Origin of the sequence: Xanthomonas sp. NCPPB 4467 (genome assembly GCF_041475665.2) — a bacterium.
GTDB classification, from domain to species: domain Bacteria; phylum Pseudomonadota; class Gammaproteobacteria; order Xanthomonadales; family Xanthomonadaceae; genus Xanthomonas; species Xanthomonas dyei.
Window position 1 is genome coordinate 4,617,258 of sequence record NZ_CM191260.1, and the last position, 20,100, is coordinate 4,637,357.

A 20,100-nucleotide genomic window follows, 5' to 3' on the forward strand; every position below is an offset into this window, starting at 1 on the left:
CGGCATCAGGCGATGCAAAAACAACGACGCCGGCACAAGGCCGGCGTCATCGCGACGTCCAGTGGCGTGGTTTGCCGCCTCAGATCCCGCAGAAGCAGTACGCCAGCGCCTTGACCGGCGTGCCACCGGCCTTGCTGTCGTGCACGGCGCTTTCGACGAAGCGCAGCTGCGTGTCCACTTCCGGCAGCGAGCGCGCCAACATGGCGCGCGCCATGCCCGAGTCGCTCAGCATCCACGCACCCATACGGCTGCCGGCAAATCCGCTCATGAACTGCGAGAACGGCGTGGCCGGCTTTTCCACGTACTGCACGCGGAACTTGCCGCGGCTCAGCTTGGCGCGACTAGCTGCATCGGCCACCGCTTCGGACATGCCGCCGAACGCATCCACCAAACCATGTTCCTTGGCCTGTGCACCGCTCCACACGCGGCCGCGGGCGACCTTGTCGATGGCCTCCACCGACTGGTGACGCGCCTGCGCGACCTTGCCGGTGAAATCGGCGTAGCCCTTGTTGATCACCGCCTGGATGACCTGGCCGGCGGACGGGTCCAGCGGACGGGTGATGTCGAACGCACCGGCAAAACGCGTGGTGCCCACGCCGTCGGTGTGCACGCCGATCTTGTCCAGCGCACGGGTCAGATTGGGCACCATGCCGAAGATGCCGATCGAGCCGCTGATGGTCGACGGGTCGGCATAGATGCGATCGGCATTCATGCTGATCCAGTACCCGCCCGAGGCGGCCAGATCGCCCATCGACACCACCACCGGCTTGCCGGCCTGCTTGAGCGCGACCACTTCGCGACGGATCTGCTCGGAGGCGAACACTTCGCCGCCGGGCGAATCCACGCGCAGTACCACCGCCTTGATCTTTTCGTCGTCGCGCGCCTGGCGCAGCAACGCGGCGGTGGACTCGCCACCGATGCGGCCGGCCGGCTGCTCGCCGCCGCTGATCTCGCCGGCCGCCACAACAACGGCCACCTGCGGGCGGCTGTCCATCGGCGAGCGCTGCGCCTGCAACTGGCTCAGGTAATCGTTGAAGCCGATATTGCGGAAGCCGCTGTCGGCGTCGCTGTCGGCCACGCCGCGCTTGGTCAGCAGCGCATCGACGTCCTCGCGGGTCTTGAGCCCGTCGACCAGTTTCTGCTGCAGCGCAAACTTGGCCAGATCGCCACCTGCCGCCACCACGCCTTCAGGCAGCGTGTCGATGCCGGCGGTCAGCTGCGCCGGGGTGAGCTTGCGCGCCGTGCCGACGTCGGCCAGGTAACGCTGCCACACGTCGTTCATCCAGAACAGGTCCGCTTCCTTGGCATCGGCGGAGGCCGCGTCGAGGATGTATGGCTCGGCCGCGGACTTGTATTCGCCCACGCGGAACAGGTGCACGTCCACGCCGAGCTTGTCCTGCAGGCCTTCGCGGAAGTACTGGCGATAGCGTCCAAGGCCTTCCAGCAACACGCTGCCCATCGGATCCAGATAGACCTCGTTGGCCTGCGCGGCAAGCAGGTACTGACCCTGACTCATGCTCTCGCTGAAGGCCACGATCTGCTTGCCGGACGCGCGCAGCTTTTGCAGCGCAGTCGCCACTTCGCGCTGCGAGGCGAAGCCGGACGGCTGCAGCTTGTCCAGATTCAACAGCACCCGCTCGATCTTGCGGTCCTTGCCGGCCGCTTCGATCACCCGCACCAGGTCGCGCAACTGCACCTCTTCGGCACTCTTGTCGCCCACGGCCTTGGCCAGCGAGCGGCTCACCGGGTCGGCGCTGAACTGCTCGACCAGGGTGCCTTCGGGGTTGATGACCAACGTGGTGCGCTCGGCCAGCGGCTTGGTGCCGTCGCCGCGCGCCATCGCCACCACGAGCACCAGCAGCAACAGGAACAGAAAACCGAAGAACACCAGATTGAAGATCAGGCGCCGGGTGAAATTCATCACGTCCCACAGGCCGACGAAGAAACTGGCGATGGGACTGCGACGCACGGGGTGGTTCATGGAAAACTCCGTCGAAAAGACGCTACGTACGAAACGTACGAATCATTGGTGTCCAGCATACCGGCTGCGCCGGGCGCGCGGCATGCGCTGAAAGTCAGGGGGTCGCGTTGGCAGTCAGCCGCCGGCTGGTTTGCCGGAAACGCAGGCCCATCAGGATCGATGCCGTGGTCAGGCCCAGAATCAGGCCGATCCACATGCCGCGCGGCCCCCAGCCTAGCCCCAGGCCGAGCCCTGCGCCGATCGGCATGCCCACGCACCAGTACGAAAATATCGCCAGAAACATCGGCACGCGGGTGTCCTTGAGCCCGCGCAGCGCGCCGGCCGAGAGCACCTGGATGCCGTCGGGAAACTGGAACGTGGCGGCAAACAGCAGCAGCACCGACGCCAGCGCGGCCACCGTCGCATCATTGGTATACACGCCGACGATGGCGTCGTGGCCAAGCAGCAGCGTGCTGGCCGACAGCGCCTGCGTGCCCAGCACGATGGCGTAGCCGGCCCAGGCGGCACGCCGCACGGCCAGCGCATCGCCACGCCCCACCGCATGGCCGACGCGCACGGTGGTGGCCTCGGCCACACCCATCGGTACCATGAAACACAGTTGTCCCACATTGATGGCGATCTGGTGTGCGGCCGCTTCGGTCGAGCCCAGCCGGCCGATCAGCAGCGCAGTGACGATGAACAGGCCGCCTTCCATCAGCACGGTGATGCCGATCGGAAGGCCCGTGCGCAACAGGTCGCCGATGGCGCGCCAGCGCGGCCCTTCCAGATGGGTGAACAACTCCAGATGCGCAAAGCGCCGCGCGCGCCATAGATACAGCGCGAACACGCTGGCCTGTACCCACATGGTGATGGCCGAGGCGATGCCCAGGCCTTCGGCACCGTGCTCGGCAAACCCGAACTTGCCGTAGGTCAGCACATAGCCCAGCGGCGCCAGCACCAGCAAGCCGCCAAACCCCAGCAGCATGGTCGGCAGCGTCCAGTGCATGCCTTCGCTCAGATAGCGCATGCAGAAGTAGAACGTCAGCGCCGGCACGCCCCAGCGCACCGCATGCAGAAAGTCGGTGGCACCCGGCACGATGTCCGGCGCGATCCCGAAGGTGGGCAGCAGCGGCGGCACCACGCTCAGAAACGCGAACATCAATGCGCTCAGCCCCAGCGACAGCCACAACGCCTGGCGAAACAACGGGCCGATCTCACGCTCGCGCCCGGCGCCGCGCAATTGCGACACCGAAGCGGTCAAGGAAATCAGCGTCCCGATCGGCACCAGCATCGGCAGCCATAGCAGTGCGGTGCCGATGGTCACCGCCGCCAGCGTCGCAGTGCCGTGGTGGCCGGCGATGACGTTGTCGACAAATCCGATCAAGCCGGTGGAGACGTGACCGAGCACCAGCGGCAAGGCCAGCAGGCCGGTGGTACGCACTTCCGCGGCGAAGCCTGGCGTCGCAGACGCGGAGGCAGGAGAAACAGACATGACACACCGATTGCTGCGCGGACTACGGCCGTGCCGGGAGGCGCTGGCACCGGGTCGCGTGGGGCCGCTATCTTACGCGTACTTTCCGACTGCGGCCTGACGCGCGCTTGGTGGTTCCCGCCGCGCTCGCTGCTGCGTGCGCGGCAACAAACAGCAGCTGCCGATGTTTTCAGGCAGCCGCATGATGACGTTATACCGTGTGCCAGGCGCGTGCCTTCGGGGTATCGCATCGGGCACGCGGCCTCTCCACCACCGCCAACCGGACCTGGCTCATGTCCCTGCACCCGACCGCATTGCATCCATCGGACTGTGAAAACTGCTCCACCGCTCTGCAAGGCGCGTTTTGCCACGCCTGCGGGCAAAGCGCGCATAGCCCGGTGCGTAGCGTCGCGCACGCGGTGGAAGAAGTCTTCGAGTCGCTCTGGCATCTGGATGGGCGGATCTTCCGCACCTTGCGCGATCTGCTGGTGCCCGGCCGCGTGGCGCTGCGGTTTCTGACTGGGCAACGGGTGCGCTATGTCGCGCCGATGCGGCTGTTCCTGGTGGTCAGCCTGTTGACCTTTTTCATTGCACGCATCGCGGTGCATGCCTCTGACGAGGACTCCGATGTCGCGGCGCCCGGCACCACGCACAACGCCGTACCGAAGGATTTTGCGCATGCGCGCACGCCAGCGCAGGTGGAAGCGGTGCGTACGCAGATCGTCGGCACGCTCACCCAGACCCGCAAGGTGGTGCCGGCCGGCATCGCGCGAGACGGCGTGGATGCCGGCATCGCCCGCGCCGAGAGCGAGGCGCGCAAGCGTCTGGCGCAACTGCACCAGGGCGCACGGCTGGAAAGCGCTGCGCCGGCGGTCGGTGCCCCCGACAACAACACGTTCTTTTCGCTGGGAGGCAAACCCTGGGACCCGGTGAGCAACCCGCTGACGGTTGCGCCGTTGCCGCAGTTCGCCAACCGCTGGCTCAACGTGCAGCTGGACCACATCCGCGCCAACCTGCCGCGCCTGCGCAGCAATCCGCAACTGCTCTACAACGCGTTCTTCGCCGCGGTGCCATCCACCTTGCTGGTGCTGGTGCCGTTGTTTGCACTGCTGTTGCGCGTGTTCTACCTGCGCAGCGGGCGGGTGTATCTGGAACATCTGGTGGTGGCGCTCTACAGCCATGCGTTTCTTTGCCTGAACCTGCTGGCGATGCTGCTGCTGTCGCTGCTCAGGGAATCGGTGGCGCAGCTGGCTCCGCCGATCGCCTGGAGCATCGGCCTGCTCCAGTTCGGGCTGGCAGCGTGGATGCCGCTGTATCTGCTGGGGATGCAGCGCCACGTGTACGGCCAATCGTGGTCGGTCACGGTGCTGAAATACCTCGGCCTGGGCAGCATCTATTTCGTCGTGGTCACGTTTGCTGCCGCGTTCTTGATGGTGGCGAGTCTGGCGCGTCTTTGACGCTGCACCCTGCCACTGCGGTCGTACGTGCTTGGCAGTGCTATGCAATCCCACATGCGCGACGGATTACAGCGTCGTTGGCGCGACTCAGGTCAGTGACTACCTGCCAGGCCGACGCGCGGCAGTGAACCGCGCATCGGCGATCAGCGCGCCAGCTGCCGCTTCAGCCAGGCGCTGCGGCTGGCCGGGGCTTCGGCCAGCAAGGCGTCGCGTAACCCATCGCGGTCCTGCGGCGGGGTGCGTTGGGCGAGGACCGCCAGCTGTTCCAGCTGGCCGGCATCCAGGCTGCGTAGCAACGCCAGCAAGCGCTCGCGCTGGTCGACCGGCACATAGCCGATCAACGGCTGCAGCTGCGGATAGAACGCGCCCACCTGCGACCCCAGACGCCAGCCATCGCGATGCAGGCGATCCATCGCGCTGAACTGGGTGCGCAAGGCGCGCTGCTGGTCCTCGGGCAGGCTGTGCAGCCGTTCGCGCGCCTGCCGCAACACCACACGGTCGGTGGCGGTCAGGTCTTTCCACGCGGCATAGCGCGCACGCAGGTCGGCCTGCTGTGCCGGCGTCAGTGCCGCCCAGCGCGCGCGTTGCTGCGCGGCACTGGGCGCTGCCGCCGGGGCGGGGGCGCTGGCAGGTTCGGTGTGCCCGCTTTCGTCCAATGCCGCTGGCAGGGCCTGCGCGCTGGCGATGCCGGCACTGGCGAGCATCAGCAGGCCGAACCACTTAGTTGTCGTCATCGACCGTCTCCAGAGGGGCGGAGGGCTGCTCGGCCGCGGTGGCATGCGCGCCGGATTCGTCCGCCGGCACCGGGTGGCCGGCGGCGTACCAGGCGTAAAAGTCGGCCACACGTGCCAACTCAAGATCCGGGTCGGCCAGCATCGTCTGGTCGCGCGGATCCATGCCCGGGGCGGCAGGAGCTTTCTGCAGGTCGGATGCCGGCAGTTCTTCCACCAGCACTGGCGCGGCGTCGGTGACATGCAGCACGCCGGCCGGCGCCTGCGAGACCGGCTCGGACGGCAAGCTGGGCCGTCGGTGGGTCCACCACCAGCCCAGCACCGTCAGCAGCAGCGCCAGCGCGAGTCCCCCCAGGGCAATACCGGCATGGCGCCGATCCAGCTGTGGCCAGTGCCACTGCCGCTTGGGGCGGGCCCGTGCCGGTGTGGCGCGGCGCGGCGCGGGCGGCGCCTCTGCCGGGATGGCGGGTTGCAGCGCGACGCCGGCCAGCGAGGCGTCACGCAATTGGCTGAGCCGGGTCAGCTGGGACGGGGTGAGATCGCGCAGCTCCGTTTGCGCCGCCTCGGCCAGCACCCGCCACGCCTGTGCATCGGGATTGCCGGCCGAGTCGCGCGGACAGGCACGCGCCAGCGACTGCCGATAGTCCGCCACCGCGATGCCCTGCACGTCGCTGGCGGCCTCCTCTTCCAGCCCGGCCACAATCCGTAGCAGCAGCGCCAGCCGGTCGGGGGTCTGCATCCGGCCCAGCGCGGTGAAGGGCGGCAGCCAGGTGCCAGGCATCGGCTCGCGGCGCAGCGGCGGCGCGGTTGCCAGCAGGCTCCAGAAGCGCATCGGCCAGCCAGCCATCGGCCGCCCGGCGGCCTGGCTACTGAAGGCGCGTAGCGCGGCCGCCAACGCCCGCTCGGCTGCCGCCACGTCGCCGCATTGCAGCTGCGCCAGTACCAGGCCCCGGCGTTCCACACCCCGCAGGAAGGCTGACAACGCGGCGGGGGTGACGGGGGCGTCGGGGACTACGGTCATGTGAACTCCAGCATCGGCCGGCATGATACCGACGCAGGTCGGCCGCGCCGACCGCTTGACAGATCGCACGACCCTCGATCCGGTCGCGAGCGCTATCCGCGTACGTTGTGCACAGCGGCAGACACACCGATACGCGACCGTCTGTCAACTGTTGTTTTTTCTTTGTTGCAATCGTGTTTCACGCCTAAGCGATTGATATATATAAACTTTCCATGTGTGGCGAAAAAATGTCCAAGAGGTTGCCAAGGCAAGTGAATCCGCCGTCACCGCGTGGAGCACGAGACTAATTCACAGGCTTATCCACAGGCAGTGTGGATAAACCCGTTTCCTCAGGCCTCACATAGGTTTACGTCGTATTTATCACTTGGGTCACAGAAAGACGCCACAAGTGATCACACCGCCTTCACGATCGAAATTGCGCAAGTCGGGGCCGCTGGACAGTGTCGGTAGACTGAGCGCATGCCTTCCACCGTCCTCACTCTGCGCGTCGCCTTGCCGGTACCGCTGCCCCAGCTGTTCGATTACCTGCCACCTGCCGACGCCCCGCTGACCGACCCGGCGCAGGTCGGCTGCCGTGTGCGGGTGCCGTTCGGGCCGCGCGAGTTGATCGGGGTGGTGGTGGAGATCGGCCAGCTGGCGTCGGCCGAGGGGCTACGCGCGGCGCTGGAATGGTGCGACCAGGCCCCGCTGCTGGTGGATGAACTGGCACGCTCGCTGCAGTGGCTGGCCCGTTATACCCATGCTCCCCTCGGCGAGGCCCAGGCCAGTGCCCTGCCTGGCCCGCTACGCCGTGGCGAGCCGCTGGCCGACACCCATGCCTGGGCCTGGCAGCTCACCGAGGCCGGGCGTACCGGGGCAAGCAGCCTGCGCGCGGGCAGCCGGCCCGCCCTGCTCGCCGCCCTGTTGCAGACCGGTGCGGTGGGCGAAGAACAGCTGGACCCGCTGCTGCCGCAATGGCGCGAGGCTGCACGCAACCTGGCCAAGCGCGGCCACGCCGAACGCGTGGCGGTGCCGGCCAATGCCATCGCACCACGGCCCGGCACTGGCCCCGCACTCAACGACGAACAACGCGCCGCCGCCGCCGCGATCCGGGCCCACACCGGCTTTGCCACCTATCTGCTCGACGGCGTCACCGGCAGCGGCAAGACCGAGGTCTATCTGCAGGCGATCGCCGACTGCCTGGCCGCCGGCAAGCAGGCGCTGGTGCTGGTCCCGGAAATCGGCCTGACCCCGCAGACGCTCGGCCGCTTCCGCGCGCGCCTGGGCGTGCCGGTACATGCGCTGCATTCGGGCCTGTCCGATGGCGAACGCGCCCGCGTCTGGGCGGCGGCCTGGCGCGGCGAAGCCAAACTGATCGTCGGCACCCGTTCGGCGGTGTTCACCCCGCTGCCCAACGCCGGGCTGATCGTGATCGATGAAGAACACGACGGCAGCTACAAGCAACAGGACGGCATCCGCTACCACGCCCGCGACTTTGCCCTGGTGCGCGGCAAGGCGCTGGACGTGCCGGTGATCCTGGGCAGCGCGACCCCGTCGCTGGAAAGCCTGCACAACGCCTATTCCGGCCGCTACCAGCACCTGCGGTTGTCGCAGCGTGCCGGCGACGCGCGCCCGCCGCGGGTGCGCGTGCTGGACGTACGCAAGCGTCCGCTCAAGGACGGCTTGTCGCCGGAGGTCCTGGCCGGCATCGGCGCCACCTTGGCGCGCGGCGAGCAGGTGCTGGTGTTCAAGAACCGCCGCGGCTATGCGCCGGTGCTGCTATGCCACGACTGCGGCTGGACCGCTGCCTGCCAGCGCTGCAGCACGCCGCTGCACCAGACCCCGATGACCGTGCACGCCGGCGGCCGCCGCCTGCAGTGCCACCACTGCGGCGCCCGCCAGCAGGCGCCGCTGGCCTGCCCGGCCTGCGCCAGCCTGGCCTTGCAGCCGCAGGGCATCGGGACCGAGCGACTGGAAGAACGGCTGACCGAGGCGTTTCCGGCGTTCCCGGTGGTGCGTATCGACCGCAGCACCACCCAGCGCCGCGACGCCCTGGAAACCCAACTCGCCCGACTCGGCACCGAGGCCGGCATCCTGGTCGGCACCCAGATCCTGGCCAAGGGCCACGACCTGCCGCGCTTGACCATGGTGGTGGTGGTCGGCATCGATGAAGGCCTGTTCTCCGCCGACTTCCGCGCCGCCGAAAAACTCTCCCAGCAGCTGATCCAGGTGGCCGGGCGCGCCGGGCGCGCCGATCGCCCCGGCGAGGTCTGGCTGCAAACGCACCACCCCGACCATCCGCTGCTACAGACCCTGGTCCACGGCGGTTATCACGCTTTCGCCGATGCCGAACTGCAGCAGCGCGAGGCCGCCGGCTTCCCGCCGTTTGCGCATCTGGCGCTGTTCCGCGCCGAAGCCAAGGATGTCGCGGCGGCCAACCAGTTCCTGATGGCGGTACGCGACCTGGCCACGGCCGACACCAGCGCGCAATCGCCCGCGTTTGCGGACGTGGAGTGCTACGGCCCGATGCCCGCGCCGATGCCGCGCCGCGCCGGCTTCCAGCGCACCCAGTTGTTGCTGTCCGCACAGCAACGCTCGGCGCTGCATCGCCTGCTCGATGCGCAGCTGCCGGCCGTCTATGCGCTTCCGCAGGCGCGCCGCGTGCGCTGGTCGCTGGATGTGGACCCGATCGATCTGTATTAGCGCAGGACGTATCGCATACGGAGTTGCAGCCAGACGCACGTTGCTAGGAGTGCCCCGATTTCGTAGGAGCGCACCTGGGCGCGAGGGCATTCCCGATAACGTGTATCGCGCCCAGGTGCGCTCCTACGGCAACGCGAGCTGCCAGGGCACGTCGTGTCCAAGGCCCACTTCACGTGCAGACGCGTGCGAGGTCGAAGGCGCGTGCGATGCCCGCAATGAACAACGCTGGCCTGAGCGGTGGCTCGAAACTCAGGTCAGCGCGGTCATGACGCCGCGCTGGTAGGCAGGCCGTGCGCGCAAACGCTGGTACCACGCGTGCAGATGCGGCAATGCCGGCCGTTCGATCGGCATTTCAAACCATGCATAAATAAAACTGCCCAGCGGAATATCGCCCATCGCAAAGCGCTCGCCAGACAGATACGGCTGCTGCGCCAACGCCGCATCGGCGCGTGCCAGCAGCTCGCCCGAGTGCGCCAGTGCTGAAGCGATACGTGCGGCGTCGCGCTCGGCCTCGGGTGTGCGCAGCACGCCCCAGAACAGGTCGCGAAAGACGCCGGCAAAGGTCGAGGTGGTCCAGTCCATCCAGCGGTCGCCCAAGGCACGTTCGGCCGGCGATGACGGATACAACGCCGGCGCGTACTGCGCGGCGAGGTACCGCACGATCGCATTGGATTCCCACACCACCACCGCCCCATCCTGCAAGGTCGGTACCACGCCGTTCGGATTCAGCGCGCGATAGGCCGGCGTGTCATTGCCGCCGAAGGCACCGCCCACTTCGATCGACGTATAGGCCACACCGGCTTCTTCGGCACACCACAACACCTTGCGCACATTGCTGGAATTGCGACGCCCCCAGAGCGTGATCGTCGGCTGTGCGGGTGCGATCGCATCGTGCGTCATCGTTATTTTCCTGTGGCAGATTTGGCTGTTGCGCGCGCTGCACGCTTGGGGCTGGCTTGCGGCTCCGGTGCAACCGCAGGCGCCGCGGTTTTCGCACGGTTGCCGCTGCCCTTGGGCGTATCGCGTACCCACAAGGCCTGCTCGTCCAGCTTGAGCTCGAACAGGCCGATCGCGCGCACCAGATCGCTGAGTTTGCGATAGCCGTAATTGCGCGGGTCGAACGAAGCCTGGTTAGCCACCTGCTTGCCCACCGCGCTCAACAACGCCCACCCATCGTCCTCGCATGCGCTGACGATGGCGTTGCGCAGCATCTGCACCAGGCGCGTGTCGCTGCGCAACGCGGTGGCATCCTTGCGCCCGGCAGCGGTATCGCGGGCCGCGGCGGCTTGCTCGCCCAGCGCTTCCACGTAGGTGAATTTGGAGCAGGCATTGACGAACGGCGCCGGGGTTTTCTTCTCGCCAAAGCCATAGACCTTCATGCCATCGGTGAGCAGGCGCATCACCAGCGGGGTGAAATCCGCATCGCTGGAGACGATCGCAAACCCATCCAGATTGCGCGCATACAGCAGGTCCATCGCATCGATCACCATCGCCATATCCGAGGCATTCTTGCCGGAGCTATAGGCAAACTGCTGGATCGGCCGAATCGCATAATCGTGCAAGGCCGCTTCCCAGCCTTTCAGGTGCGGGCTCTTCCAGTTGCCGTAGGCGCGGCGCACGTTGGCCACGCCGTAGCGCGCCACTTCCGCCAGCACCACATCGATCTTGCCGGCCGGCGCATTGTCGGCATCGATCAGCAAGGCGATCCGTTTGTCGGGATTGTCGGTCATGCGCGTTCCTCCAAAGACGTGCCCGCGTCGGTTTGCATCTCCGAATCGGTTTCTATCTCTGATTCGGTTTCGGTTTCGAGCTCGCTATCGTCCGCGGCCGGCAGCGCGAAGTGTCTGCCATCGCGCAGAATGAGTTCTCCGTCGGTCAGAATCTCCTGCTCGGAGCCGGCACTGACCCAGGTGGCCTGTACGCGGCCGGCGCCGCGATCGCCTTCCACATTGAACACAAACTCCTCGCCTCCCTGCGCCAGACCGGTGCGGTACAGATCGACCCGCATCGTGCGGATCTGGCCGATATGTTCCCGCACCACGGCGTCTGCCTGCAGCGCAGTGCGCGCCTGATCGGCAAACAGCGACCAGCCGGTGCCGATCAGCCATAGGCTCGCGGCGAGCACCACGACCCCGAACAGCGTCGCGCAGGCCAGCACGCCAATCAGCCCGATCGCCACACCGCTGAGCTCCTTCTTCGCCGCAGGCGCAGGTGTGGCAGCCGGCGCTGCGTTGGGCATGGCGGTGGACGACAGCGGTGGCAAGGGCGGTGGCAATGAGGACATGCGATGGCCGTCAGAAATGGATGCACCATGATGCCGCAGCCACGCGACGCCGACGCATCATGTTCATTGCGGATTTGGCATCCTGTCCAGCCAGCGTTGCCTCCCATCGGACCCTACGATGCCCCCATCTCCCTCCCCCGCTCCCTTGCACCTGGTCGTGGTCGGCGGCGGTTTCGCCGGCTTGTGGGCGACCCGCGCACTCGACGACCCCGGCATCCGCATCACCTTGATCGACCGGCAGAACCACCATCTGTTCCAGCCGTTGCTGTACCAGGTGGCCACGGCCGGGCTGTCGGCACCGGATATCGCCGCACCGCTGCGCCACATCCTGCGCGAGCAGCGCAATGTCGAAGTGCTGCTTGGCGATGTGGCCGAAATCGCGGCAGCTCGTCGCGAGGTGGTACTGACCGATGGCAAGACGCTCGGCTACGACATGCTGCTGCTGGCCACCGGCGCCACCCATGCCTACTTCGGCAACGACCAGTGGGCCGAACATGCGCCCGGCCTGAAAACCCTCTACGACGCGCTGGTGCTGCGCCGCAAGCTGCTGCTGGCCTTCGAACGCGCCGAGGCCGAATCCGACCCAGCCGCGCGTGCGGCCTGGCTGAGCTTTGCGGTAGTCGGCGGCGGCCCCACCGGTGTCGAGCTGGCCGGCACCCTGGCCGAGATCGCCCGCCACACGCTCAAGAACGAATTCCGCCATATCGACCCGCGCCAGGCGCGCGTGCGCCTGGTCGAAGCCGGCCCACGCGTGTTGCCGTCGTTCCCTGACGATCTCACCGACAAGGCGCGCAAGCAGCTGGAGCGGCTGGGCGTGGAAGTGCACACCGGCACACCGGTGACGCATATCGATGCGCTGGGCTACCAGCTGGGTGACACCTTCGTGCCCGCGCGCACCGTGGTATGGGCCGCCGGCGTGGCCGCCTCGCCGCTGGCGCGCACGCTGGGCGTGCCGCTGGATCGCGCCGGCCGCGTGCTGGTGGCGCCGGACCTGAGCGTGCCCGGCCACCCGGAGATCTTCGTCGGCGGCGATCTGGCGTCGGTGCAGCAGAACGGTCGCCCGGTGCCGGGCGTGGCGCCTGCGGCCAAGCAGATGGGCAAGCACATCGCCAAGGCGATCCGTGCGCGTCAGCGCGGTCAGGCAGCAGCCGCGTTCCGGTATCAGGACTTCGGCAACCTGGCCACCATCGGCCGCATGGCCGCCATCGTGCACGTGGGCAAGCTCAAGCTGTCCGGCATCGTGGCGTGGTGGTTCTGGCTGGCCGCGCACGTCTACTTCCTGATCGGCTTCCGCAACCGCTTCGTGGTGTTGGTGAACTGGGCGATGGCGTACTGGAGCTATCAACGCGCCGCACGCATCATCTTCGGTGGCGCAACCGACGACCCGCCGCCCAACAACACCAAGGACGGATGACAGCGCCACCAGCCGTGCGCGATGCTGTGCGGCCTGATTCGACGGTCTACGCGTGGCAACTGTCCTGTTCCTGCTGGATCTGCTCGGCACCTTCGTGTTCGCCCTGAGCGGCGCGACCGTGGCGGTGCGCAACCGCCTGGACCTGTTCGGGGTGCTGGTGCTGTCGTGTGCGGCCGCTGTCTCCGGCGGCATCGTGCGCGATGTGCTGATCGGTGCCACCCCACCGGCAGCGCTGGTGCACCCGCAGTATCTGCTCACCGCCTGCTTGGCCGGCGTCGCCGGTTTCTATTGGCACTCCGCAGTGGAACGGCTGCGCAACCCGGTACAGATTTTCGACGCGGCGGGTCTGGCGCTGTTTGCGGTCTACGGCACCAGCAAGGCGCTGGACTACAACCTCAGCCCGCTGAGTGCCACGTTGTTAGGCATGCTCAGCGGCATCGGCGGCGGCATCGCACGCGACCTGCTGGTCGCACGCACACCGGTGGTGTTGCAGGCCGAGCTTTATGCAGTGGCCGCGCTAGCAGGCGGCGGTCTGGTGGCCATCGGCCATGTACTCGGCGTGCCGCAAGCCTGGTCGCTGGCAACCGGTGCCGGCGTGTGTTTTGGCCTGCGCTTCATGGCGATCCGTTATGGCTGGCATCTGCCGGTGGCGCGCTTGCCGGAATAATCGTTGTCGACCAACGCCGCGATACCGTCCGCATCATCCGGACGGTGCATCAGCTTCTACGAAACTATTTGCGCTGCACACCTGCAACGCAAACGGCCCGGAGAACCGGGCCGTTTGTGCAGCTTGTTCCGCGTGATCGAACCGATCAGGCGACGAACAGCGCCTTCATCTTCTTCAGCGCGTTCGCCTCGATCTGGCGGATGCGCTCGGCCGACACGCCGTATTCGTCGGCCAGCTCCTGCAGCGTTACCTTGGACTCCGAATCCAGCCAACGTCGCTTGACGATGTCGCGCGAGCGCGTATCCAGACCAGCCATGCCTTCGCGCAGCAACTGCAGCTGGTTGTCTTCGCTATCGTGCCGCTCATAGGCCTGCGAGGGATCTTCTTCGTTGGCCACCAGGTAGCTGACCGGCGACGGCGGACCATGATCGTCGTCTTCATCCGACGACGCGTCGAAGCCGATATCGCGGCCGGACAGGCGCGACTCCATCTCCATCACTTCACGCTCGGAGACGTTCAGGTCCTTGGCGACCGCGGTCACTTCGGAGGCGTTGAGCCAGCCCAGACGGGTCTTGGACTTGCGCAGGTTGAAGAACAACTTGCGCTGCGCCTTGGTCGTGGCGACCTTGACGATGCGCCAGTTCTTCAAAATGAACTCGTGCATTTCGGCACGGATCCAATGCACTGCGAAGCTGACCAGGCGCACGCCCATTTCCGGGTCGAAGCGCTTGACCGCCTTCATCAGGCCGATATTGCCTTCCTGGATCAGGTCGCCCAGCGGCAGGCCGTAACCGTTGTAGCCGCGGGCCACGTGCACCACGAAGCGTAGGTGGGAATGGACCAATTCGCGCGCTGCGTCCAGGTCCAGCTCGTCGCGGAAGCGGCGGGCCAGATTCTGTTCCTCATCGACCGACAGCACCGGGATCTGGTGCACGGCACCGATGTAGGCGTCCAGCGAACCGAGCGCACTGGGAATCGGGAGATTGTTTGCCACAAGGGCAGTCGAGGTAGTCTGGTTCATGGGCATCATCTTAGCAGTCGAACTATTGGACTGCCGGGTACAGGAAGAGTTCCCAGCGTTCCATTTATAGGACGTTCGGGCTTCCGGCCTTGGCGGCGTTCTACCGTACCGCTTCCCGAATTCGAGCCTTGCGGTAGCACCGTGCCCCTGCGCAGACCGTGACAAACCTGTGGCGAAATGCGTCTGCAGCCGTGTTGTTCAGCCGGCGGCCGACGTTGTTTCCAATGCGTTGCGCGGCGGCAACGACCAATCGACCGCCGGGATGCCGCGGCGCTGCAGGTGCTCGTTGGTCTTGGAGAAATGCTTGCATCCCAGAAAGCCGCGATGCGCCGACAACGGCGAGGGATGCGGCGCCTTGAACACGCGGTGGCGGGCCTGGTCGATGACCTTGCCCTTGGACTGCGCGTAGCTGCCCCACAGCAGGAACACCAGGCCTTCGCGCTCGCGGTTGAGCGTCTCCACCACATGATCGGTGAAACCTTCCCAGCCCTTGTTCTGGTGCGCGCCGGCGCGGCCCTGTTCCACCGTCAGCACTGCATTGAGCAGCAGCACGCCCTGGCGCGCCCACGGCATCAGATAGCCGTGATCGGGACGCGGGATGCCGAGGTCGTCCTGAATTTCTTTGTAGATATTGAGCAGCGACGGCGGCACCGGCACGCCTGGCAGGACCGAAAAGCAAAGCCCGTGCGCCTGGCCCTCGCCGTGATACGGATCCTGGCCCAGGATCACCACCTTGACCTGCTCGAACGGGGTGGCGTCGAAGGCCGCAAAGATCTGCGGGCCGGGCGGGAACACCCGCGCGCCGGCCGCCTTGCGCTGGCGCAGGAAGGCAGACAATTCCTGCATCTCCTGGCGCAGCAACCAATCGCCCACCTTTGCCTTCCACGACGGTTCCAGCTGGATACGCCCTTCCACTTCGGTCATAGGGTGATGGCCTGGTCTTCCAGGCGTGCCAGCCGCAATTGGAACAACACCTTGGTCACCAGCAGGCGCTCTTCGATGGGTTTTTGCACCAGATCGTTGGCGCCGGCGCGCAGCAGTTCGGACTGATTGCGCGGATTGGTGTCGCCAGTCATCACCAGCACCGGCAGGCGGCGCTTGCCGTAGGCGAAATCGATGCGGATGCGCTCGACCACATCGCGGCCGTTGAGCTCGCCTTTCAGGGTCACGTCGGTCAACACCACGTCGATACGGCGCTCGGTGCGGCCCAGCGATTCGGCGGTAAGCAGCGCAAACGCATCTTCGGCGGTGAGCACATGCACCACTTTCAGGCTCTGGCGCTCGAGCATGCGCTTGGTCGCCTCGGCCACCACGCGGCTGTCTTCGATGTAGAGCACGGTGGCGCCAACCACCGGCTCGGGCTGCACATAGCCGCGGATAAAGGTCGCCAGGGCTTCATGGCCCAACGCCTTGTCGAAATAATCGGTGACGTACTCGGTAAAACGACGCTCGACCAGATGCTGCTGCGCATCGCCGGAGACCACGATCACCGGCACATACGCCTGCCCGGCCGCTTCGCGCACGCTGCGCGCCAGGGTCAGGCCATCGCCATCGGGCAAGGACAGCGAGGTGGTGACCAGATCCACCGCACCGGACTCCAGCGCAGCGCGCGCTTCGGCGATGCTGGCGCAACCGATCACCTGCACATTGGGCAGGTCGCGCCGGAGCACGTCGGCAATGAGCTTGCGTACCAGCTTCGAACCATCGACGACCATCACACGTGGTGCGTCGCTGATCAGGTGTTTGAGATCTGGTGGATGCATGGCAGGCCTCAGGTCTCGGTGGGACGGGTCTGACGAAGGAAATGGCCGGTTACCAGCCAGGCGCCCAGCCAACCCAGCACCAGGGTGCCGATCAGCACCATCACAGAATGCAGCAGATCCAGTCCGTGCAGGGTAAAGGAACTGCCGTAGCTATCGGCCAATGTGGCCAATGGCGCGCGCAATGCCAAGCCCGAGGCGGCGATCAAAGCGAGCGCAACAGCGCCGGCGCCCAGCCCGTACCACGCGCCCAGATACAGGAACGGGCGACGGATGAAGCCATCGCTGGCACCGAGCAATTGCAGCACGCCGATCTCTTCGCGCCGCGACTGGATATCCAGCCGCACCGTGTTGCCGACCACCAGCACCGCGCCGATGCCAAGCAGCGCCGACAGCACCTGCACCAGGCGTTCGCCGAAGTGCAGCCAGCCATCCAGACGCTTGCGCCACAGTGCGTCGTGCTGCACCTGGTCGGTCTGCGGCAGGGCCTGCAATGCGCTAGCCAGTTGCGCATCGTCTGCCGCATCGGTGGGGGTGACGATCAATAGCGTCGGTAACGGGTTCTCGCCCAGCGCATCGGCGGCTTCGTCGAGTTTTGCGCTCTCGCGCAACGCGGCCAGCCCCTGCTCGGGCGTACGCAGCGTCACCTGCGCCACATCGGGGCGCGCACGCAATTCGCCGGCAAGCGCCTGCGCAGCATCGGCGGCGACATCGACCTTGAGGAACAGATTGATCTCGCGCGACTGCTGCACGCTGCCGGCCAGCAGCTTGACGTTGTCCAGCGCGATCGACAGCCCCAGCGGCAACGCCAGCGCCAAGGCCATCACGACGATGGTCAGCAGCGTTGCCCATGGCTTGCGCATGGCGCGGCCAAGGCTGAAGGCGATGCTGTGCAGGTGGTGGTCGATCCACACGCCGAAGCGCGACGGCGCCACGGCTTCGGTATTGGCGAGCTTGCTCATTCGGCCAGATCCTGCGGCGAGATGTCGTCGACCAGGCGGCCGTGATCCAGGATCAGCACGCGTTTGCGCATCTGCTTGAGCAAGGCAAGGTCGTGGCTGACCACCAGCACGCTGGTGCCGCGCGCGGGCAACTCGGCAAACAACTGCATGATTTCGGCGGCCAGTGCCGGGTCGAGATTGCCGGTGGGTTCGTCGGCCACCAGCAGACGCGGCTCACCGACGATGGCACGCGCAATGCCCACGCGCTGCTGCTCGCCCGCCGACAGCTGCGACGGCAAGGCTTTTTCGCGATGGGCCAGGCCGATGCGTTCCAATGCAGAGCGCACCCGCTTGCCGATCTCGGCGCGGCGGGTGCCGCGCAGGATCAACGGCAACGCCACGTTCTCGGCGATGCTGCGGTCGTTGAGCAGACGATGGTCCTGATAGACCGCGCCCACCTGGCGACGGTGCAGCGGAATCTGCCGGCCACGCACCTTGAGCAGGTTGCGCTCGCCCAACAGCACGGCGCCCTGGCTCGGACGCTCGCTGAGGTGGATCAATTTGAGCAAGGTACTTTTGCCGGCGCCGGAGTGGCCGGTCACGAACAGCATCTCGCCATCGGCCACTTCGAAGCTGACATCGGTCAGCGCCTGGTGGCCCCCGGCGTAGTGCTTGCTGACGTTGTCGAAACGCAGAACGGTCATCCAGCGATTATGCCGGAGCGCCAGCGCTTACGTCGCATCGCCGAAGACCGGCGATGCGATTGATGCCGTCAGTGGTCAGTTGCCCGAGACCAACGAACGCAGACGGCGGCCGATTCTGCTCAGCAGCGACGGGCTGCCGCCCGGCTTGGCGGCGGCACGCACTGGCTTGGCGACCACCTGGGTCGGCTTGCGCGGCGCAGCGGGTGCAGGCACCGGCGTGGATGCGACCGGCTCGGCGCCCTCGACCGGACGGCCGTTGCGACGGCGACGACGCTTGCGCGGTGCGCGCTCGCCCTCGACGTCGATGGACGGCGCAACGGCAGCGGCGTCGGCAACCACCGGGGCAACCGATGCAGCCGCTGCAACGGCAGCAACCGGAGCCTCGCCCTCGACGCGCGGCTTGCGACGCGGACGCGGCTTGCCGTCGGCACTGCCACCGTCGCGACGACCGCCGCCACTGCCACTGCTACTGCGCGATGCGCCGCCCGGACCGCTGCGACCGCCACCGCGGCGCTGTTCTTCGGCCGCACGCTGCTCGCGCGCTTCGCGGAAGATGGTGCCCACGCTGTCGCCAGCGTCGTCGTCGACCTCTTCGCCTTCCACCGCCACGCGCAGTGTGCGCGGCAACGGCGTCAGCAGCTCGGTGGTCACCGGCTCGACCGGGATCTTCTGATCGATGTAGGCCTCGATGTCCGGCAGGCTCATCGCGTAGCGCTCGCAGGCGAAGCTGATCGCATCGCCCTCTTCGCCCAAGCGCGCGGTACGGCCGATGCGGTGCACGTAATCTTCGGCGTCGAACGGCAGGTCGTAGTTGTAGACGTACTTGACCCCGTCGATATGCAGGCCGCGCGCGGCCACGTCGGTGGCGACCAGGATTTCGAGCTGGCCCTTCTGGAAGCGGTTGAGCAGCGATTCGCGCTTTTTCTGCGGCACGTCGCCGGACAGCACACCGACCCGGTAACCGTTGCGCTCCAGGGTGCGCGCCACGCGCTCGACGAACGCCTTGGTATTGACGAACACCATGGTCCGCGCGCCTTCGCTGCGCGACAGCAGGCCCAACAGCAGCGTCTGCTTCTCTTCGTCGGACGGGAAATAGATGCGCTGGCGCACGCGTGCGGCGGTGATGGTCTCGGTTTCGACCACGAGCTTTTCCGGCTCGTTCATGTGCTCGTAGGCCAGCTCCAGCACGCGGTGGCTCAGCGTGGCCGAGAACAGCAGCGTCTGCCGGGTACCGCGCTCGGGCATGCGCCGCAGCAGGAAGCGGATGTCCTTGATGAAACCCAGGTCGAACATGCGGTCGGCTTCGTCCAGCACGCAGATCTCGCAGGCATGCAGCGAAACCACCTTGTGCTGCTTGACGTAGTCGATCAGCCGGCCCGGGGTGGCGATGATCACGTCCACGCCCTGCTGCAGCAGCTCGCGCTGCTTGTCGTAGTCCACCCCGCCGTAGACCAGCGCAAAGCGCAGGCCCAGGTCGGCGCCGAACTTGACCGCGTCCTTGTGGATCTGGATCGCCAGCTCGCGGGTGGGCGCCAGGATCAGCGCGCGCGGGTCTTCCGGCTTGCGGTCGGCCAGCGCCGGGCGGATCAGCAGGCGGTTCATCACCGTCACCAAAAACGCCAGCGTCTTGCCGGTACCGGTCTGGGCCTGGCCGGCGACATCGCCGCCCGGCAACGCCACCGGCAGGGTCAGCGCCTGGATCGGGGTACAGCGGGTAAACCCGGCGCCCTCCAGCCCGGCAACCAACGCCGGCTGCAGGTCGAACGAGGAAAAAGTCAAATCGGTCAGCGGTTTGTCGCTCATTATTCCGTCTTCGTGAGGCGCCCTGGGCAGCCCGGGCGCGGCTTGCATCGATGCCGACAGCGTCGCAAACTGCGGCTCTTGTGGCGGACAGCGCGGCTTCAGGACTGACACTTGATTCAGTCGCGCAATGCCCCAGTTTAACGCAATGTGGCGGCCTGCCCGATCGGGTGGGCCGTTTGGTTTC

17 protein-coding genes are annotated in these 20,100 nt (G+C 66.8%); 4 read left to right on the forward strand and 13 right to left on the reverse strand.

The genetic code is table 11. From position 1 onward, the window contains the following. Window positions 1-79: 79 nt before the first annotated feature. Both sppA and ACCQ06_RS20265 read right to left on the reverse strand, forming a co-directional pair. Window positions 80-1,981 carry a signal peptide peptidase SppA gene (gene sppA, locus ACCQ06_RS20260; RefSeq protein ID WP_316688907.1) on the reverse strand — a complete coding sequence of 634 codons (1,902 nt, stop codon included), beginning with the start codon at window positions 1,979-1,981 and terminating at the stop codon, window positions 80-82. A 94-nt stretch (window positions 1,982-2,075) separates the two neighbouring features. Next, a complete protein-coding gene (locus ACCQ06_RS20265; RefSeq protein WP_104615715.1) occupies window positions 2,076-3,452 on the reverse strand; it encodes an MATE family efflux transporter in 1,377 nt (458 codons plus the stop codon). Window positions 3,453-3,724: 272 nt separating this feature from the next. On the opposite strand from ACCQ06_RS20265, the gene ACCQ06_RS20270 reads away from it, so the two are divergent. Further along, window positions 3,725-4,888 carry a DUF3667 domain-containing protein gene (locus ACCQ06_RS20270; RefSeq protein ID WP_316688908.1) on the forward strand — a complete coding sequence of 388 codons (1,164 nt, stop codon included), beginning with the start codon at window positions 3,725-3,727 and terminating at the stop codon, window positions 4,886-4,888. A 143-nt stretch (window positions 4,889-5,031) separates the two neighbouring features. Here ACCQ06_RS20270 and ACCQ06_RS20275 read toward each other — a convergent pair whose 3' ends face one another. Continuing rightward, window positions 5,032-5,622: a DUF3106 domain-containing protein gene (locus ACCQ06_RS20275; protein WP_316688909.1), complete on the reverse strand. Its 591-nt coding sequence runs from the start codon at window positions 5,620-5,622 to the stop codon at window positions 5,032-5,034. Continuing rightward, window positions 5,609-6,640: a hypothetical protein gene (locus ACCQ06_RS20280; protein ID WP_104615717.1), complete on the reverse strand. Its 1,032-nt coding sequence runs from the start codon at window positions 6,638-6,640 to the stop codon at window positions 5,609-5,611. Before ACCQ06_RS20280 ends, ACCQ06_RS20275 begins: the two co-directional genes overlap by 14 nt. Window positions 6,641-7,099: 459 nt before the next feature. On the opposite strand from ACCQ06_RS20280, the gene ACCQ06_RS20285 reads away from it, so the two are divergent. Continuing rightward, window positions 7,100-9,322: a primosomal protein N' gene (locus ACCQ06_RS20285; protein ID WP_228324672.1), complete on the forward strand. Its 2,223-nt coding sequence runs from the start codon at window positions 7,100-7,102 to the stop codon at window positions 9,320-9,322. A gap of 249 nt (window positions 9,323-9,571) precedes the next feature. Here ACCQ06_RS20285 and ACCQ06_RS20290 read toward each other — a convergent pair whose 3' ends face one another. From ACCQ06_RS20290 to ACCQ06_RS20300, 3 genes are read right to left on the reverse strand one after another with little or no spacing between them, the layout of a single operon-like run. Next, complete coding sequence (locus ACCQ06_RS20290; RefSeq protein ID WP_228324673.1) at window positions 9,572-10,222, reverse strand: glutathione S-transferase family protein; 651 nt, start codon at window positions 10,220-10,222, stop codon at window positions 9,572-9,574. 2 nt (window positions 10,223-10,224) lie between these two features. Further along, window positions 10,225-11,052: an NYN domain-containing protein gene (locus ACCQ06_RS20295; protein WP_104615720.1), complete on the reverse strand. Its 828-nt coding sequence runs from the start codon at window positions 11,050-11,052 to the stop codon at window positions 10,225-10,227. Beyond that, the gene (locus ACCQ06_RS20300) at window positions 11,049-11,606 is read right to left on the reverse strand and encodes a hypothetical protein (protein ID WP_316688910.1); all 558 of its coding nucleotides are present in this window, start codon (window positions 11,604-11,606) and stop codon (window positions 11,049-11,051) included. Before ACCQ06_RS20300 ends, ACCQ06_RS20295 begins: the two co-directional genes overlap by 4 nt. Before the next feature lie 118 nt (window positions 11,607-11,724). On the opposite strand from ACCQ06_RS20300, the gene ACCQ06_RS20305 reads away from it, so the two are divergent. Continuing rightward, window positions 11,725-13,020, forward strand: a complete 1,296-nt coding sequence (locus ACCQ06_RS20305; RefSeq protein WP_228324675.1) for an NAD(P)/FAD-dependent oxidoreductase — start codon at window positions 11,725-11,727, stop codon at window positions 13,018-13,020. A gap of 52 nt (window positions 13,021-13,072) precedes the next feature. Next, the gene (locus ACCQ06_RS20310) at window positions 13,073-13,687 is read left to right on the forward strand and encodes a trimeric intracellular cation channel family protein (protein WP_104615723.1); all 615 of its coding nucleotides are present in this window, start codon (window positions 13,073-13,075) and stop codon (window positions 13,685-13,687) included. 145 nt (window positions 13,688-13,832) lie between these two features. On the opposite strand, the gene rpoH is transcribed toward ACCQ06_RS20310, so the two are convergent. The 6 genes from rpoH to rhlB form a co-directional block, all read right to left on the reverse strand. Then, window positions 13,833-14,708 (reverse strand): RNA polymerase sigma factor RpoH, encoded by an 876-nt coding sequence (gene rpoH / locus ACCQ06_RS20315; protein ID WP_005987961.1) that lies wholly within the window; start codon window positions 14,706-14,708, stop codon window positions 13,833-13,835. 198 nt (window positions 14,709-14,906) lie between these two features. Beyond that, window positions 14,907-15,632, reverse strand: a complete 726-nt coding sequence (gene ung / locus ACCQ06_RS20320) for a uracil-DNA glycosylase (RefSeq protein WP_228324676.1) — start codon at window positions 15,630-15,632, stop codon at window positions 14,907-14,909. Continuing rightward, window positions 15,629-16,471, reverse strand: coding sequence for a response regulator (locus ACCQ06_RS20325; RefSeq protein ID WP_055847573.1), 843 nt, complete (start codon window positions 16,469-16,471; stop codon window positions 15,629-15,631). The genes ung and ACCQ06_RS20325 overlap by 4 nt, the downstream gene beginning before the upstream one ends. Before the next feature lie 8 nt (window positions 16,472-16,479). Beyond that, a complete protein-coding gene (gene ftsX / locus ACCQ06_RS20330) occupies window positions 16,480-17,430 on the reverse strand; it encodes a permease-like cell division protein FtsX (RefSeq protein WP_104615725.1) in 951 nt (316 codons plus the stop codon). Beyond that, a complete protein-coding gene (gene ftsE, locus ACCQ06_RS20335; protein WP_003484499.1) occupies window positions 17,427-18,113 on the reverse strand; it encodes a cell division ATP-binding protein FtsE in 687 nt (228 codons plus the stop codon). The genes ftsX and ftsE overlap by 4 nt, the downstream gene beginning before the upstream one ends. A gap of 75 nt (window positions 18,114-18,188) precedes the next feature. Continuing rightward, entirely contained in the window at window positions 18,189-19,916 is a 1,728-nt protein-coding gene (gene rhlB / locus ACCQ06_RS20340) for an ATP-dependent RNA helicase RhlB (RefSeq protein ID WP_316688913.1), read from the reverse strand. Window positions 19,917-20,100 lie beyond the last annotated feature (184 nt).